Annotated in this window: 14 protein-coding genes and 1 pseudogene; 12 read left to right on the forward strand and 3 right to left on the reverse strand. The window is 59.9% G+C overall.

Annotated features, from left to right (window positions below):
• The first annotated feature begins 262 nt into the window (after positions 1 to 262).
• The 12 genes from ACAG26_RS19035 to ACAG26_RS19090 all read left to right on the forward strand — a co-directional run bounded on the left by ACAG26_RS19035 (position 263) and on the right by ACAG26_RS19090 (position 11,005).
• Positions 263 to 1,189 carry an MlaE family ABC transporter permease gene (locus ACAG26_RS19035; RefSeq protein WP_370484631.1) on the forward strand — a complete coding sequence of 309 codons (927 nt, stop codon included), beginning with the start codon at positions 263 to 265 and terminating at the stop codon, positions 1,187 to 1,189.
• 65 nt (positions 1,190 to 1,254) lie between these two features.
• The gene (locus tag ACAG26_RS19040) at positions 1,255 to 2,061 is read left to right on the forward strand and encodes an ABC transporter permease (RefSeq protein ID WP_370484754.1); all 807 of its coding nucleotides are present in this window, start codon (positions 1,255 to 1,257) and stop codon (positions 2,059 to 2,061) included.
• A 22-nt stretch (positions 2,062 to 2,083) separates the two neighbouring features.
• Positions 2,084 to 3,169 carry an MlaD family protein gene (locus tag ACAG26_RS19045; protein ID WP_370484632.1) on the forward strand — a complete coding sequence of 362 codons (1,086 nt, stop codon included), beginning with the start codon at positions 2,084 to 2,086 and terminating at the stop codon, positions 3,167 to 3,169.
• Positions 3,169 to 4,230: an MlaD family protein gene (locus tag ACAG26_RS19050; protein WP_370484633.1), complete on the forward strand. Its 1,062-nt coding sequence runs from the start codon at positions 3,169 to 3,171 to the stop codon at positions 4,228 to 4,230. The genes ACAG26_RS19045 and ACAG26_RS19050 overlap by 1 nt, the downstream gene beginning before the upstream one ends.
• Positions 4,218 to 5,189, forward strand: coding sequence for an MlaD family protein (locus ACAG26_RS19055; RefSeq protein WP_370484634.1), 972 nt, complete (start codon positions 4,218 to 4,220; stop codon positions 5,187 to 5,189). Before ACAG26_RS19050 ends, ACAG26_RS19055 begins: the two co-directional genes overlap by 13 nt.
• The gene (locus ACAG26_RS19060; protein ID WP_370484635.1) at positions 5,189 to 6,310 is read left to right on the forward strand and encodes an MlaD family protein; all 1,122 of its coding nucleotides are present in this window, start codon (positions 5,189 to 5,191) and stop codon (positions 6,308 to 6,310) included. Before ACAG26_RS19055 ends, ACAG26_RS19060 begins: the two co-directional genes overlap by 1 nt.
• The gene (locus tag ACAG26_RS19065) at positions 6,307 to 7,308 is read left to right on the forward strand and encodes an MlaD family protein (RefSeq protein ID WP_370484636.1); all 1,002 of its coding nucleotides are present in this window, start codon (positions 6,307 to 6,309) and stop codon (positions 7,306 to 7,308) included. Before ACAG26_RS19060 ends, ACAG26_RS19065 begins: the two co-directional genes overlap by 4 nt.
• The gene (locus ACAG26_RS19070; protein WP_370484637.1) at positions 7,305 to 8,258 is read left to right on the forward strand and encodes an MlaD family protein; all 954 of its coding nucleotides are present in this window, start codon (positions 7,305 to 7,307) and stop codon (positions 8,256 to 8,258) included. Before ACAG26_RS19065 ends, ACAG26_RS19070 begins: the two co-directional genes overlap by 4 nt.
• Positions 8,259 to 8,291: 33 nt before the next feature.
• Complete coding sequence (locus ACAG26_RS19075) at positions 8,292 to 9,053, forward strand: hypothetical protein (protein WP_370484638.1); 762 nt, start codon at positions 8,292 to 8,294, stop codon at positions 9,051 to 9,053.
• A gap of 198 nt (positions 9,054 to 9,251) precedes the next feature.
• Positions 9,252 to 9,833, forward strand: a complete 582-nt coding sequence (locus ACAG26_RS19080; RefSeq protein ID WP_370484755.1) for a hypothetical protein — start codon at positions 9,252 to 9,254, stop codon at positions 9,831 to 9,833.
• Positions 9,834 to 9,965: 132 nt separating this feature from the next.
• Positions 9,966 to 10,478, forward strand: coding sequence for a hypothetical protein (locus ACAG26_RS19085; RefSeq protein WP_370484756.1), 513 nt, complete (start codon positions 9,966 to 9,968; stop codon positions 10,476 to 10,478).
• 143 nt (positions 10,479 to 10,621) lie between these two features.
• A complete protein-coding gene (locus tag ACAG26_RS19090) occupies positions 10,622 to 11,005 on the forward strand; it encodes a hypothetical protein (protein ID WP_370484639.1) in 384 nt (127 codons plus the stop codon).
• 269 nt (positions 11,006 to 11,274) lie between these two features.
• On the opposite strand, the gene ACAG26_RS19095 is transcribed toward ACAG26_RS19090, so the two are convergent.
• The 3 genes and pseudogenes from ACAG26_RS19095 to ACAG26_RS19105 all read right to left on the reverse strand — a co-directional run bounded on the left by ACAG26_RS19095 (position 11,275) and on the right by ACAG26_RS19105 (position 14,596).
• Complete coding sequence (locus ACAG26_RS19095) at positions 11,275 to 11,796, reverse strand: hypothetical protein (protein WP_083341623.1); 522 nt, start codon at positions 11,794 to 11,796, stop codon at positions 11,275 to 11,277.
• Between the two features lie 578 nt (positions 11,797 to 12,374).
• Positions 12,375 to 13,442, reverse strand: a pseudogene (locus ACAG26_RS19100) (lytic transglycosylase domain-containing protein); the annotation flags it as partial.
• 125 nt (positions 13,443 to 13,567) lie between these two features.
• The gene (locus ACAG26_RS19105) at positions 13,568 to 14,596 is read right to left on the reverse strand and encodes an ABC transporter ATP-binding protein (protein ID WP_370484640.1); all 1,029 of its coding nucleotides are present in this window, start codon (positions 14,594 to 14,596) and stop codon (positions 13,568 to 13,570) included.
• Positions 14,597 to 14,733: the final 137 nt, after the last annotated feature.

The following is a 14,733-nucleotide window of genomic DNA, read 5'->3' on the forward strand; positions in this document are numbered from 1 at the left end:
GCCTTGCCATGCTGACATCCTTCCAGCCCACCCCACGGGGCAAGCCAACTCAGATGTCACCTGTTCATGCAGCAGACCCTGACGGTACGGCTACGCCTGGCTCTCCATCCGCCAGCCAGCCGCCGCCCGGCTGGCAGAAATTTTTTGAGATCCTATTCAAAAATGCGGTAGGCATGGTGTACCTTTCGACAGGAACCACGGGAGCTGTGAGCCGAAGCACAGTTAGAACACCCTGGTCGACTAGGGGAAGGTTGAGCGTTTTATGCCAACGGAGACCACGCGCGAAGCGGGTCAGGCAGCGACAAGCACGGTTGGCCTTCGCGAGCCCGGCAGCGCCGGGAGCGATCGTCGCTCCGCGGCATTGACTCCGCTCCGCGCCAGCGTCACTAAGACGGCGTCGCAGGTTGGCGGCATTCCTGCGCGCAGTGTTGCGACAACGGGGCGCGCCGTTCTCATGGCGGCCGAGGTTCTGCGCTACGCCGTGACCGACACACTCACGTTGCGGCTACCGGTCGGCGAGCTTATCGTCCAAGCTTGGAGCTTGCTCAAAGTCACCGCGGTGCCGGCGGTGCTGATGGCGATTCCCTTCGGGGCGATGATCGCCGTTCAGGTCTCGGGCCTCGTCAACGAGGTGGGAGCCAACTCGCTCATCGGGTCGGCAATCGGGGTCGGCGTCGTTCGGCAGGGTGCACCAATGACCGCGGGCCTGTTGATGGGGGGCGCCGCGGCCTCGGCGATCGCCTCAGATTTCGGGGCAAGGGCCATCCGTGAGGAGCTCGATGCGTTACGGACGCTGGGAATCGACCCAGTGCGGCGTCTGGTCGTGCCGCGGTTTCTAGCGCTTGTGCTCATTGCGCCGATTCTTTGCACCATTGTCATCGCATCAGGAGTCCTGGCGGCCTTTATAATCTCGGTGACCGTTAATGACGTCACTCCAGGAAGCTTCTGGCTGTCATTCGGGGCATTCGCGAAGATCGTTGACGTTTGGTTTGCGATGATCAAAACCGTTAGCTTTGCTGGATTTGTCGCAGTGATTTCCTCGCTGCGCGGTATGGAGGCCAAGGGTGGCCCGCGAGGTGTGGCAGATGCAGTGAACGCATCGGTCGTGCTCAACGTCGTCTGTATTGTGACCGTGAATCTCGCGATCACCCAATTGGAGACGATGTTCTTCCCGATGGCGGTGGCATAGTGGCACTGTCATCGAAAAATCTCCATGCGGCACCATCAAAGTATCTCAACCTGCGCCTGATACCGATCGGATCTCTCCAAAAGCCGTTCACCACTGCCGGTCAGTGGGCGGCGTTTATTGCACAGACCCTGTGGTTATTGCCGGTAACCGTCCGCCGGTACGGGCGGGAAACTCTGAGGGTGATGAATAGTCTGGCGTGGGGGCGGGGATCACTCGTCGTCGACGGTGGCGTGATCAGTGTCTTGACGATCTTAGGCGTCACGATCGGCGCCATGGTCGCTATCGAGGCCTATGCGACCCTCGATCTGATTGGGCTGGGAGCGCTGTCCGGAATCATTGGTGGATGGGGAAACGTTCGTGAAATGGCGCCGTTGGTGACCGGAGTCGCATTCGCGTCTCAGGCTGGCTGTCGGATGACTGCCGAGATCGGCTCCATGCGGATCGCCGAAGAGATCGACGCTACCGAGGCAATGGGGCTCCGAGCAATACCGTTCGTCGTGGGTACTCGCCTCGTTGGCGGAATGCTGTGTGTGGTGCCGGGGTTTCTGCTCGAGCTGATAGTGGCTTTCTTTACGTCCTACGCTGTGATTGGCCTGTCGTACCACCAGCCAGGCGGAACATACGATCACTACTTTGTTCAGTTCCTCTCGCCGACGGATATCGGATATTCTCTGCTTAAGGCCGTAGTTTACTGCACCGCCGCTACGTTGATTCATTGCTACTACGGCTATTTTGCGTCGGGCGGCCCTGTTGGTGTCGGTCAGGCTTCTGGGCGCGCTATCCGTGCAAGCCTTGTCGTGATCATGGTCCTGGACATCATGACGACCGTCATGATCTGGGGTTGGACGCCAAGTTTCGAGTTCAAGGGCTAGGTGAGCAACGTTGTTATTCCGGATGTCGGCGGAAGCCGAGGCGCGTCGGCTGACCATCATCGGTGTGGTCCTCGCGTTGTGCCTGGTCGGGGCGTGGGGGCTGATTGTCATCAACCCATTCGGTGGTCGCGGGGCTGACCGCATTTCCATCGTTATGGACCTGCCGTATCTAGGCGAGGGTGTCACCACGGGCACTGCGATGACGATGCACGGGGTCAAGGTGGGGGAGGTCACTGCCGTCTCAAGCCAGGCCAGTGGCGGTGTTCGGCTCAAGGCTGACTTGCAACCGGGCCCTATCGCGGGTCTAACCGACTCGTTGGGTGTCGACTTTCGGCCCTCCAATTACTTCGGTGTCACCGGCATCAACCTGATTCCCGGCACGGGCGGCCAACCACTTCGAGATGGCACACGAATCGGCACAGTGCCAAAGGGCAACTACACGCTGCAAGCATTGCTTTATCGCCTCGGTGAAATCACCGGTGGGGTGGTGACGCCGCAATTGGTTCAGGTGATCGATAGAGCCACGCGGTACACAGACGGGCTCAATCCGCTGATCGAGACAATGCTGATCGCGGCCGATGCGGTCGCCAAGGTGCAGACGGTGAGTACCGAGCAGCTCCTGAGGAATACAACGGGCGTCAGCGTGGCGTTCCCGCCGATTCTCGACGCGGTGACTGATGCGGGGTATCAGTTCAACCATAATTCTGGCTTCGTCACGTTCCTGCAAGACGCCGATGGCGCTCTTCCCGGCCAGGACTATGTTGACGTTGCTGCTACTGTCGGTCAGCGCCAAAGTCAGGAGTATTGGGACAAGCGGTCTATGGAGACACTCGACCTACTCGCCGTCAAGTTTTTCGGCGCACTGGGCAAACTATTGTCATCGCACCCCAACGACCTCATTCCTGCCGTTAACTTGGTCCAAACCCTGACCGATGTGGTGCCGGGCCTAATAACGCCAGAAAATGTCGCTTCGGACCTAGTAGAATTGCGTACACGATTTGAAAAGCTATATGGTGGATCACCCGAACAGCGCGCGGTACAGGTGCAGATCGTGCTCGACAATCTGCCCGGTGTGGCAGCTCCAGTCAGTGCGATGGGGGGCCCGTAATGAAACCTAAAGCCGCGTTGTGGCGCTTTGCGGCTGCTGCGGTCGCTGCGCTCGTCGTGTTTATCGTGCTGGTGAATGTGCTTAGACAGCCAATTGCGGCCGAGACGCGCTCATATACCGCCGAATTCACTGACGCGTCAGGCCTGCACATCGACGCAGACGTAAGGGTTCGGGGGGTGCGCGTTGGGAAGGTCAAATCGCTCGCGCTTCAGCGCAAAGCCGGACAGAGCATTGCGGTGGTGGACTTCAGTCTCGACAAGCACTACGCAGTCGTGTCCGCGACGCGGCTCGCTATCAAATACCAGGCGCTCACCGGGTTGCGTTACGTCGACGTTGTCGATTCATCCGAAACCGCTCCTGCAGCGAGTATTATGACGCATATCCCGGCCAGCATGACGCAGCCGTCGTTCGACATAACCACGCTATTCAACGGCCTGCAGCCCGTGATCGCTACTTTAAGCCCCGAAGATATCGACATCTTTACGGAGAACGCCGCGACCTATCTGTCCGGTGAGGGCGGGCTCGGGCCGATGCTCGATAGCATCCGGAAGTTGACCGAATTCGCATCCAACCGCCAGCAGGTTATCGCGACCCTGATGCGCAATCTCAATGCCGTGGCTGAAGTGTTCGGGGGGCATTCCAAGGATTTTGTTCGGGTGCTGGACTTACTGAACCGGCCCGTAGACGCCGCGATCAGCGTAATCGACGAATTCCGCAAGTCTGAGCTTTACGGGCCCGGATTCACAGCGGATGCCATCCGAGTCCTTGAGAACGTAGGATTCCCACTCGGCGAGAACCATAAAATCGTGCAAAAACCCGACGGAAGGATCGATATCGTCGATTCCTCGGGCGGTGATATCGCAGAGGGGCTCGACCGCGCAGTTACCGTCTTCGACGACTATATTCGCGACGTCGAGAAGTTGATACCTGTCATGTGGGACAACATCCCTCCGCCCTCGTCGCCGGACGTGCCACAACCTTGTTCGCGGGGGCGCGCCCAACTACCCGACTCCTTGGATGTACTGCTGAATGGCCAGAGAGTGATCTTATGCAATCAATAAAAGCGCTGGGCAGCTCAACGTTGTGGGGGGTGGGCGCGCTTGTGATGGTGGTGTTGCTGGCGATCACCGCCGCCGCGGTCTATATCAGCCCTCCGGGCCAAAGGACGGTTGTCTTCTACACCGATGACGCGGCGGCGGTTCGTCCAGGTGACACCGTGCGGATTGCCGGAATCACAGTTGGCAAGGTAAAGGACTTGGCGATCGAGCCGAACCGGGTAAAGGTCCGTACTACGGTGGACGACGACGTGTTTGTCGGTGACCAATCGCAGGTTCAGGTGCGCATGCTCACGGTGGTCGGCGGTTATTATGTGAATCTCGTGTCACTGGGCAACAAATCATTAGGGAAAAATTCCATTCCGATGGAACGCGTGACGATGCCCTACAGCCTTATGCGTGCCCTAACCGATGCGACGAAGATCACGGACCGCGTCAGCCCCAAGCCGATTCGTGAATCACTGGACCAACTCCAGCAAGGGCTTACCGGTACAAACGTAGATACGCTTTCCGCAGTCATCAATGCTGGAAACACCCTCACGAGCACCATAGAGAAACAGCGGGGTCAGATCTCGTCGATCCTCGATCTTTCTGACGAATATATCGAATCCCTGCGTGATTTCAGCGGAGAGCTCAAACGACTCGTCGCCAAGCTCTCCATTTTGGAGCAGACATTGGTTTTATACGGTAAGGGTTTTGGCGGTGCGCTCATGGGTATGGGTGACATCGGTGATATGTTCCTCCGGCCGCTCGGTGAATTTTGGGTCAACAATCGAGAGGAATTTATCGAGAAGGTACGCGATTGGCAGGACAGGATTACCAGATGGGTAGACAACAACAGCAGAATCGTACCCAGATTGCGCCGGATCAGAAATAAGATCGAGCGCGTCCTTGATGCCCAGAACGCGCCACCGGAACTGCTCGCCACCGATCTGTGCATCCCGATGCCGGAAAGTCCGTGCTGATGGCCGCGGTAATAGTTCGTCGGATATTCCGCATCGCTATTGCTATGGCCACGGCCGCGGCAATCATCGCGATGACGGCTTCGTGCAGCGGATCGAGTTCGCGGGAGGACGCCGCATATTGTGCCATCCTGCCGGACACTGTCGGATTGTATGTGGGTAACCCGGTCACCCAGATGGGGTACCAAATCGGCAAGGTAACGTCCATCGACGCCAATCCCACCCAGGTCCGGGTTGACTTCTCTGTGGCCGAGGGCCGGCCACTTCCGCATGATGTCAAGGCGGTCATCCGATCACCGTCGATCCTTGCTGACCGTGCGTTGGAACTGGTCGGCAATTACAGTGGGGGCGCGCGCCTGGACGGCGGTAGCTGTATTTCCCTCGACCACTCCTTTTCGCCCAAAACCATATCCGAAGTTGTTGGATCGGCGTACAACTTTATTAACTCGATTAACCCCGATGGGTCAACGAATATCGATGATACCGTTCGCGGAGTCGATCAGCTGGTGCACAATAATGGGGCAGGAGTCAACCAGCTTCTGACCAGAACGTCATCGATGCTTGATAGTCCCGACCAGGCGATCAGCGAGATCGGATCGATCGTCCGTAACACCGCCGAGCTGACTGCGACGCTTGTCGAACTTCGGGACCCTCTCAAGGAGATCCTGCAGGATTCGCCCGTGGCAATTCAAAACGCCGGACAGGCTGTGAACGGTACCGCGGGGCTCGCCGGGCCGGGCGGCGGAGTTGGAACGCTCGGACCGCTGGCCGAGCTGGTAGCTATTCTGGAATCCAGGTTAGGCGAGCCGACGCAGATATTGCTCGATCACACAAGTGCCACCATTAGAAAGGTAACCCCCCACATCAACGCCTTGTCGGATCTGTTCGTCGTCGCGCCGTGGTGGATCAACACGGTAGCTAACCATTTCAACAGGCGTGATTTCCACACCTTCAACCTCGCCTACCGGCCTCCGTTGTATCGAATCCCAACACACAACGGGCTCGCGCTCTGCGGCATGATGAACGCAGCGTCGCCCGGCAGCTGCGCCGATGTGAACGGTCAGCCGTTCGCAGTCGATGTCGCGCTACTGCAGTACGTACTCACCCAGGCGGCGAACCAATGAGCCGCCGGGGATGCGCGGTTGTCGCCGCTGCGGTAGCTGGTGCCATGCTGCTCTCATCGTGTGCGTCGATCACCGTGAACTCGTTGCCGCAGCCGGGTCGGAGCTATCGCAGCGGCTACGACATCGTTGTGGAATTCGCCAACGTCCTCAACCTGCCCGACCGAGCAAAGGTCGTGGAGGATGGCACCGTCGTCGGTACGGTTACCAACATCGACCTCAAGAGCGATCATGTTGACGTCACATTGCGGATTGGTTCCGAGGTGGTGGTGCCGTCGAACGTTCGCGCGACGATGCAGCAGGCCACCGTGCTCGGCGACACGTATGTAGCACTCGAGAGCGCCAAGCCGGGGGAGACGGCCCCATCGTTGAGGCCGAATGGGCGAATTCCGTTGGCGCAAACAACCTCTCCTCCCCAACTTGAAGACACGATCGCCAACATGGCGAATTTTGTTGGCAGCGGGTCCATACAGCGCGCCCAGAACACAATAATCGGGATCAACAGGGTGACGCCGTCACGAACTACTGGCGAGCTCCCGAATCTGGTGAAGCGTGTTGCGGGAGACCTCTCGGATCTAAGCGACAACATCGACACGGTCGACAAATGGCTTGACGGCGTATCCGGAACAGCCGATGTGATGTACAGAAATATTCCTAAATATGAGTACTTTTGGTCACCGGACGGTATGCAGGGATGGGACCGTTCAACACAGACCGCATGGTATGTGGCGACCGTGCTTCCATCTATCGGCTCGATCTACAGTGGTGGTTTCTGGTTGGTGCCACTTCTGGAGTCGCTCGGCGCTACAACGGAGGCCCTACAGAAGAGCAAATGGGCGTTCGAGAAGGAGGCGCCTGCATGGCAAAGGTTGCTCACGGACTTCTTCCTCCCTGTGGACAAGTACCCGGCGATAAACATCACATCAGTGGTCGGACCTGATGGACGGGAACTGTTGGGCAATGTTCAAGATGTATTACGGATGCTCGGAGCAACGCCATGAGAATACGGAACCTGCTGTCATTCGCTATGCTCGGTGCGATTATTGTCGTTGCGGTCAGCATTATTGCGTCGTTCGGTGTGCGGACCGGGCTGCCCGCTAAACGAACCAATCTTTCCATGGCAGTGCCCGACATAAAGGGGCTTGTTGTCGGTTCAAATGTGCTGCTACGCGGTGTGGCCGTGGGCAAAGTGACCAACATCAAGTCTACGGTCAGCGACGCTACCATCGACTTCTATGTTGAGGGCGACCGCCACATTCCCGTCGACTCTGAGGTGCGGCTGGACAATTTATCCGCGCTCGGCGAGGCGTTCATCGGACTGATGCCACGTACGAGCGGGGGGCCGATGTTGAAGGACGGTCAGCGCATCGCAACGGAGTCGATAAAGGTGCCGCCCTCGATTTCGCAGCTGGCAACAGCTGTCGTCCGAGTGCTCAACCAACTCGACCCCGAAGAACTCAAGCGAATCCTGAGTGAGGCCGACGCAGCCCTGCCGGCTCCCGCGCAGGTGCTGCCTAACCTGGCCCGGTCGAGCATGCTGCTCCGGGCGCAGGTGATGGGCATGCAGGGACGGGGACAGGAAGTAGTGGGTAATTTCCAGACGCTCCTGCAGAACGCGGGCTGGGTTGGGCCCAAGCTCGCTGACTCGGTGTCACCGACCTGGTACGCGGGATTGGGTATCGCGGGAACCTATCAGGGCATGATGCACACCATTCACTGGAATAACCCGAGAGACATGCAGCTGTTCGGAGATTTCCTCGACAGGGTTCAGAACTTCTTGGACTCGAGGGGCCCCGACCTCAAGGTGATCACGGAAGCGCTGCTGCCGCATTTCCAAGGTATCGGGGGAGCCCTTATGAATTTCGACAGTGCGCAGATCCTATCCAACGTACTACAGCACATCCCAGAGGATGGTGCGATTGAACTGCATGTCACCATTCCCGACCGTTAGGCCGGGTCACCATCGAAATTGTAAGGGGAACCCGTGACCGTGACTGATAACGGAACCAAGAAGACGTCATCTGAGGTTACTGATGACGAGAAGACCGAGATGAGCACCAGGGACTCGAAGACATCTGCCGAAGCGTCTGGGTCTGGGCCGCCGGTCGGGTCTGATTCGAGCGATGACGAGCGGATCGAGGAGGACTCGAAGGCAACCGAGGAGGACTCCAAGGCGGTCGAGTCCGAGGCGTCCAGTCCGGAGTCGCCGGTCCAGAAGGCCCGCCGGCGTGTGTCGATTTCGGTGCGCGGATTGATATTGTCCGCGGTGATTTGTGTTTTAGTTGGTGCTATCGGCGTGCTGGCGTGGTTGTATATCGGTGCACACAGCAAATTGGATGCACAAGCCCGCGAGGCCGGCAACGACAAGCGTGCCGAGGAAATCGCGCTTGACTATGCCGTGCGTGCCGCGCAGATGAACTATCAGGACCTCAATGGCTGGAAGGTCGAGTTGGTCAAGGGGACTTCTCCCGAGCTGAAGGAAAAGCTGAGCAAGGCGGCTAACGATATGGAGCAGATCCTCGCTCCGCTTCAATGGACTTCGACGGCGCGGCCATTGGCGGCGAAAGTACGCTCAGATACCGGCGGCATCTATATCGTCGATGCGTTCGTCAGTGTGCTGACCAAGACGGTGCAAGCCCCGGAAGGGCTACAGTCCACTGCCACGTACAGCCTGACAATTGACAGCAACAAAGACTGGCAGATCAGCGATGTCGGCGGGATCGGCGCAACTCCTGGCCCAAGATAGCGAGAAGCGGTTAGAGGATGGAGTATTCGGTGTCGGCGAAAGTGCGGCGGTGATGGGTGAGTGGATTTCGGAGGCGTCAGCCGGGCAGCTATCCCCTGCCCGGCTGACGATAACTGTTGCGGAGGGTGGGGTATGCGTATCTCAACTGGACGAGCGTTGGTAAAGAGGAGCATTTCTTCCCGAGGCCCTGCCGTGATGATGCTGTGCGCCTTGATCGTGGTCTCTGGGACGGTCCTGGTCGGTCGTGCAGGGGCCGATCCGCTGGATCCGCCCGGACGCGATGAGGTGGCGCCGCGGCTGCCGGTGGTGATACCGACTGCCAGCAACTGGCAGCCGAAGTTTCCATTCCCGTTTGATCAGACTCGAGGCCAAGTTACCGAGACGGATATCAACGCCGAACGCGAAATGTGCCAGTGGTTCAATGAGCAATACTCCGATCTGAGGTTCCAGATCGAGAGATTGAATAACAGTTTGATGCGCAGGAACGGCCAATGGGACGCCGATGGTGTGCAGGAGCGGGTTGACGCAGTGACGGCGAATATTGACCAGTCGGTGGACTTCCTCGCTCCACGTGCTGAATCGCTTACCCAGGCCTATGACCACGCGGGAGACATGTACTTCCCGATCTACCAGGGTCAGGCCTTCTACCGCCTGTACCAGCATCTGTACAACCTCGGTAATGGCATTAGGGCCCGTCAGCCGACCTGGTTTACCGGCCCATCGTTCCAGGAAGTGTTGCATTGGGGCAGCAGGATCAATCGGTCCCGTGTCTGCAAGTGAGCATCGGCGTACAGACGCGTAGTGGGCAGAAGAAATTTGGATGAGGAGGGATAGGTGCTGAGAACCTACGCCGACACTGGCGCTGCATCTCCGGGTGGTCGATGCTGCACACCGAGAGTCGGCAATGCAGTCATGGCGGTGGCTGCTGTCGCAGCCGCCGGCGTCCTGTTCACGCCGCCGGCTGCCGCCGAGGCTGATCCGAATCTCAAGGACACGGTGGTTTCGGAGCGGGCCAAGACGCAATGTCAGCCGCTTCGATACGACCCCATGGTCGAACACGCCGCGGAGATCGTGAATCGTTCAACCGACGACTTTGTAAGCCACAGAACGAAGAACGTGCCAGCCGACGGGCCGACGGACTCGCTGCCTATTCTGAAGGATCTTGGTAGCAGTGCGACCGCGGCTTTGTCGCTTCAAGGCGCTGGCCACAACAGCGACAAGGACGCCATCCATGGCGTGGTATTGGAAGGGATTACCCCGGGCGTCGGCAAGGTCTTACACAAGGGCGTGGGTGTGTTCAAGCCTTTGGAGGAGTTAGGCGCCCCCCCATTCGGGGACTGCTCCTTGAACACTTTCGGTGTCAGCATGATTCACAATGTGGAGCACGGTTTCAGCCTCGCCACGGTCGTCCTGGCAACGATATGACCGGCGAGAGTGGGACGCGGCGGAACATATCTCCGCCGGATCGTCTGCGTGCACGAGAACCGGTGGTAGCCGCTGGTGGGCCCGGCCGCACCCGGTCGGCCGTCACAGCTGAATCTATCGTCGTAGCCGCTATAGGAGGCCGCATGCTGCGGGTCATAGAAGTGATGATCGCCTGCGTAACAGTCTGCATAGCAGCACTCGTAAACGCATCTACCGCTTCGGCCGACGAACTCGTGACGTATGAGGTGGTTTCCGAAGACATCGGAATGGCGAATATTGAATATGAGGATTCGACCGGGCGGGTAGCGCAGGAGGGTGTGATGCTTCCATGGCGCGCGGACGTCATGGTTCATGCGGTACGCAAACCGCCACCAGATGGCAGTCAGGTCCGGGCGGATTGGCGTCCGGTCGCTGGGCCGGCCAAGTGGGTGAGTGTACGCATCATCTACCAGGGTAAACTGCTCTGCCAAAATACTTTAGACGTTGGGAACGCCACCTGTTACGGGATCACCCCGCGCATTACCTAAACTCGTGACTAGTGCCGCGAGTTTATGGGTGCGGGCCGGTTTCGTGGTCCAGACGAATGGGCGGATCGCTCGTCGGGCGAGCGTGTCCACGACGCTGACGTCGCGCGGTCCGCATCAGTGATGGCAAGTTCCGATGATGGCCGCCACCATCATCGGCTACCGGCAGTGCCCTGCTGGGTAGCCGATGATCCCGCACCTAGACCTAGACCTAGACCTAGACCGGCGGCCGGTGTCCGCTTTGTGCACCAACTTTCACTATTAGTGCGTGACTAGCTGTAGCATGGGCCGCCGGTGTCTGGCGGGTTACACGCTGCGGGCCCCAGCGTCACCCAGCTCTGATCCGTCCAAGGCGCCGATAGCCAGGTTTTGGTGGGCTCAATCACGAAACGAAGCGGACCGCGCTCGCAATAGGTCCTGTTATCCACCGTCGCTGCACAAGTTGTCCCTTCGTGCGTAATACGACTGTGCGCTGGTAGCGGCCGTTCCGCTTGGGTATTCGGGAACCGTGCCGCTACTGTCCAGTCGTAGTGCATTGCCCGGTCTCCGTCGATCCAGCCAAGGTGGCTGACTCCTGGTGGGGCTCCGGGGATATCGCCAGCGCAGCCGAAGCTACCCCGGCGCCAGATCCCGCAATTCTGTCCCGTCGGGGACACGAACCACACCCCGCCGGGAAGGGCGTAACTGCCGGCGTCGACGTCGTCGTAAAACCGGATATCTGGATAAGGATTGGGCCCTGCGCCCGCTGGGTCCGGGTCGGCCTGAGCCGCTGCTGCGCTACTCAGCGCCAGAATGCCTACACCAACAACTGTCGCGGTGCGGTACAGGCGTTTTGCTGTCCGCTTTCCCCGGCGATGGACGTAACGACCCACGCAGATGACGGTATCAGAAAGTAGAGCAAACCGTTAAGTCTTTCTGTCAGTTCCGGTCGAAAGGTGGGCTGCCGGCAGCGTCCGATTGGAAGAGTAATCACAGTGGCGGGTTGGGCCGAGATCCGTGTCGGCCCCGGGTGAAGATTGACCGCTGGGTGTCGGTCCAATTTGGATCCCCTTCATTGGCGCTGAGGATGCGATGTCGGTGGAGGATTGGGCAGAGATCTGGTGGTTGTGGCGGTCGGAATGAATTATGCCGATCAAGGCGAACGCTGGGGGCGGGCCGCAATACGGTGCGGCGAGCGCTGGCAGCTGGCGGGGCCGCCCAAGTTCAGCGGCCGGCTCGCGTGTCGAAAGTCCACGCCGTCGAGCTGCAGACGGGAGTTGTTGCGGGCATATCCGTGGATGCCGGCGACGGTGATCGCCGAGCGGATCGGAAGGACGCATCGGTCAGTCAAGCCCATGAGACTCAGTGGCTTTGGCGCGAGCTGTTAAGCCTGGGCGCCTGCTGGCGGGGGCAGGGGGTCCTGTTGTTGGACGCAGTCCGTGCAACCGGGCCCCGGGGCCGGCGGTCGATCGACGGCGTCAGGCGGTCCGACGTCGATCAGCGGCATCTGCGCCAGCGGATCGGTGGATGGCAGTCCGTGCATGTTGAGCGGCAGCCCTGGACCGAGCCCCTCCGGATTCTCCAAGTGAATGTCGCCGAGTGGCGGAGCGAGCCCGCTTATCGGGGGCAGATCGATTGGCACCACGCCTGTGGCATAGGCCGCTGCCCAGCCCAACACGTTGCGGGCATACGGCATCGAATTGTTGTAGCGCAGCACTGCGGACAGAGCCTGCGACTGGTCCCGTAAGTCCAGCCCGCCACTACACAGGTACCGGGCAGCACCCAGCGCGGCGTCGTACAGGTTTTGCGGATCTGTGTTGCCGTCGCCGTCCCCGTCGGAGGCATAGCGCGCCCAGGTGCCGGGAAGGAACTGCATCGGTCCCATGGCACGGGCGTAGGTGATCTGACCGCCAGCTCTGCTTTGGACGATGGTCTCGTTGCCAGGCAACGTACCGTCTAGCGGCGGGCCGTAGATCGGCCGGACGGCGGTGCCGCGTGTGTTGGTGGCACCACCGTTGGCGTGCATCGACTCGATGCGACCGATCCCGGCCAGCAGGTTCCAGCTGATCCCACAACCGGGGTCGGAGGCCGCCATCAGCTGCTCGGCGTTGCGGTACGCGGACAACGCCATGGCCGGGATGCCCAGGGCTCCAACGTGGTTCATGACCATCACCGGCGGAGGTGGAGCCGACGGGGATGCAGACCCGATATGCACGCTGGCCGGCGGACGCTGGATCGTGACTACCGACAGGCCGGACGGGTCACGGTTACCGACCATGGCAGCCGCCGGGGCAACGGCTGCGTCGCGCACAGGCAGTATGGGGACCGGAGCTGCGCCGCCCGCACCGACCAGGACCAGGGGGGTGAGCACGGCGACGCTCAACGCCGGTGCCCGTCTCACCCGAATTGCCCTTTGGCATATCAGCGGAAGGCCGAGGTGTGACCAACCGGCCAGCGTCATCAGCAATTTGCGCACCAAGGCGGGCTCTTTAGCGTGCGGCATCCGACGGTGACGCGCCAATGTGTGCAACCTGCTTTCCGCGTACGCCGCAACCGGCGTCGGCTTCGGGTTTCGCTGAATAGTGATCAGTTGGTGGGCGGTTCGTCGTCGGGGAAGTCGTGCACTTCGTATTTGTGGGTTCCTTCCAGGTCGTCGGTGATCGCGGCCTGAGCGTTCTTGGGCAGGGTGTGCAGGATCTCGCGGACCCGGGCCCGGCGCCGGGCGATCCCTTTGCGCTCCGGCATCCCCGGCGACGCGGACAGTTGCGGGGGCACGCCCTCGATCTCCTCGACACCGCCGTGGTGCTGACCGGCGTCCATCATGGCCTGCTCCTCGGCCATGGTGGCCTGGTCCTTTTCCTCCGACATCCCGATCGGCCCGATCCGGCGCCCGTTGAGGAACTGCTTGACCACCGGCTCATCACTGGTCAACAGCACCTCACGCGGCCCGAACATCACCAACTGCTTGCGGAACAACATGCCCATGTTGTCCGGCACGGTGCGCGCGATGTTGATGTTGTGCGTCACGATCAAAATCGTCGCGTCGATCTGGGCGTTGATGTCAATCAACAACTGGCTCAAATACGCGGTACGCACCGGGTCCAAACCCGAGTCCGGCTCATCGCACAAGATGATCTGCGGATCCAACACCAACGCCCGCGCCAACCCGGCACGCTTGCGCATACCACCAGAGATCTCACCGGGGAACTTCTTCTCATCCCCACCCAAACCGACCAAGGCGAGCTTTTCCATGACGATGTCACGGATCTCGCTCTCCTTCTTCTTGGTGTGCTCCCGCAGCGGGAACGCGGTGTTATCGAACAGGTTCATCGACCCGAACAACGCGCCATCCTGGAACAACACCCCGAACAGGGTGCGGATCTCGTAGAGCTCCTTGGCCGAGCACTCAATAATGTCAGTGCCGTCAATCAAAATCGAACCACGCTCAGGCCGCAGCAGCCCGATCAGCGACTTCAAAAACACCGATTTGCCGGTACCCGACGGGCCCAGCAACACGCTGACCTCACCCTGCGGGATCGTCATCGTGACGTCTTCCCAGATCCGCGCAGAACCGAAGGATTTAGTCAGTCCTTCTACCTCAATGGCGACACCCATGGGAAACCCTTCCTCCAACGTCGCTCAGCACCCGGAAGCGCCTGGGTGTGCGGCGTGAGTGACCGTAGTCGACGTGGTTGACATCGCCTTCGGTCCTCACTCGCCCGGCTGCCAGTTAAATCTAATCACGAATAATA

The sequence above is a fragment of the Mycobacterium sp. pUA109 genome (genome assembly GCF_041287095.1).
In the GTDB taxonomy this organism is placed as follows: domain Bacteria; phylum Actinomycetota; class Actinomycetes; order Mycobacteriales; family Mycobacteriaceae; genus Mycobacterium.

Coding starts and splice junctions, on each gene's coding strand:
- ACAG26_RS19035 (WP_370484631.1), top strand. CDS start 263: ATGCCAACGGAGACCACGCGCGAAGCGGGTCAGGCAGCGACAAGCACG.
- ACAG26_RS19045 (WP_370484632.1), top strand. CDS start 2,084: ATGTCGGCGGAAGCCGAGGCGCGTCGGCTGACCATCATCGGTGTGGTC.
- ACAG26_RS19050 (WP_370484633.1), top strand. CDS start 3,169: ATGAAACCTAAAGCCGCGTTGTGGCGCTTTGCGGCTGCTGCGGTCGCT.
- ACAG26_RS19055 (WP_370484634.1), top strand. CDS start 4,218: ATGCAATCAATAAAAGCGCTGGGCAGCTCAACGTTGTGGGGGGTGGGC.
- ACAG26_RS19060 (WP_370484635.1), top strand. CDS start 5,189: ATGGCCGCGGTAATAGTTCGTCGGATATTCCGCATCGCTATTGCTATG.
- ACAG26_RS19065 (WP_370484636.1), top strand. CDS start 6,307: ATGAGCCGCCGGGGATGCGCGGTTGTCGCCGCTGCGGTAGCTGGTGCC.
- ACAG26_RS19070 (WP_370484637.1), top strand. CDS start 7,305: ATGAGAATACGGAACCTGCTGTCATTCGCTATGCTCGGTGCGATTATT.
- ACAG26_RS19080 (WP_370484755.1), top strand. CDS start 9,252: ATGCTGTGCGCCTTGATCGTGGTCTCTGGGACGGTCCTGGTCGGTCGT.
- ACAG26_RS19085 (WP_370484756.1), top strand. CDS start 9,966: ATGGCGGTGGCTGCTGTCGCAGCCGCCGGCGTCCTGTTCACGCCGCCG.
- ACAG26_RS19090 (WP_370484639.1), top strand. CDS start 10,622: ATGCTGCGGGTCATAGAAGTGATGATCGCCTGCGTAACAGTCTGCATA.
- ACAG26_RS19105 (WP_370484640.1), bottom strand. CDS start 14,596: ATGGGTGTCGCCATTGAGGTAGAAGGACTGACTAAATCCTTCGGTTCT.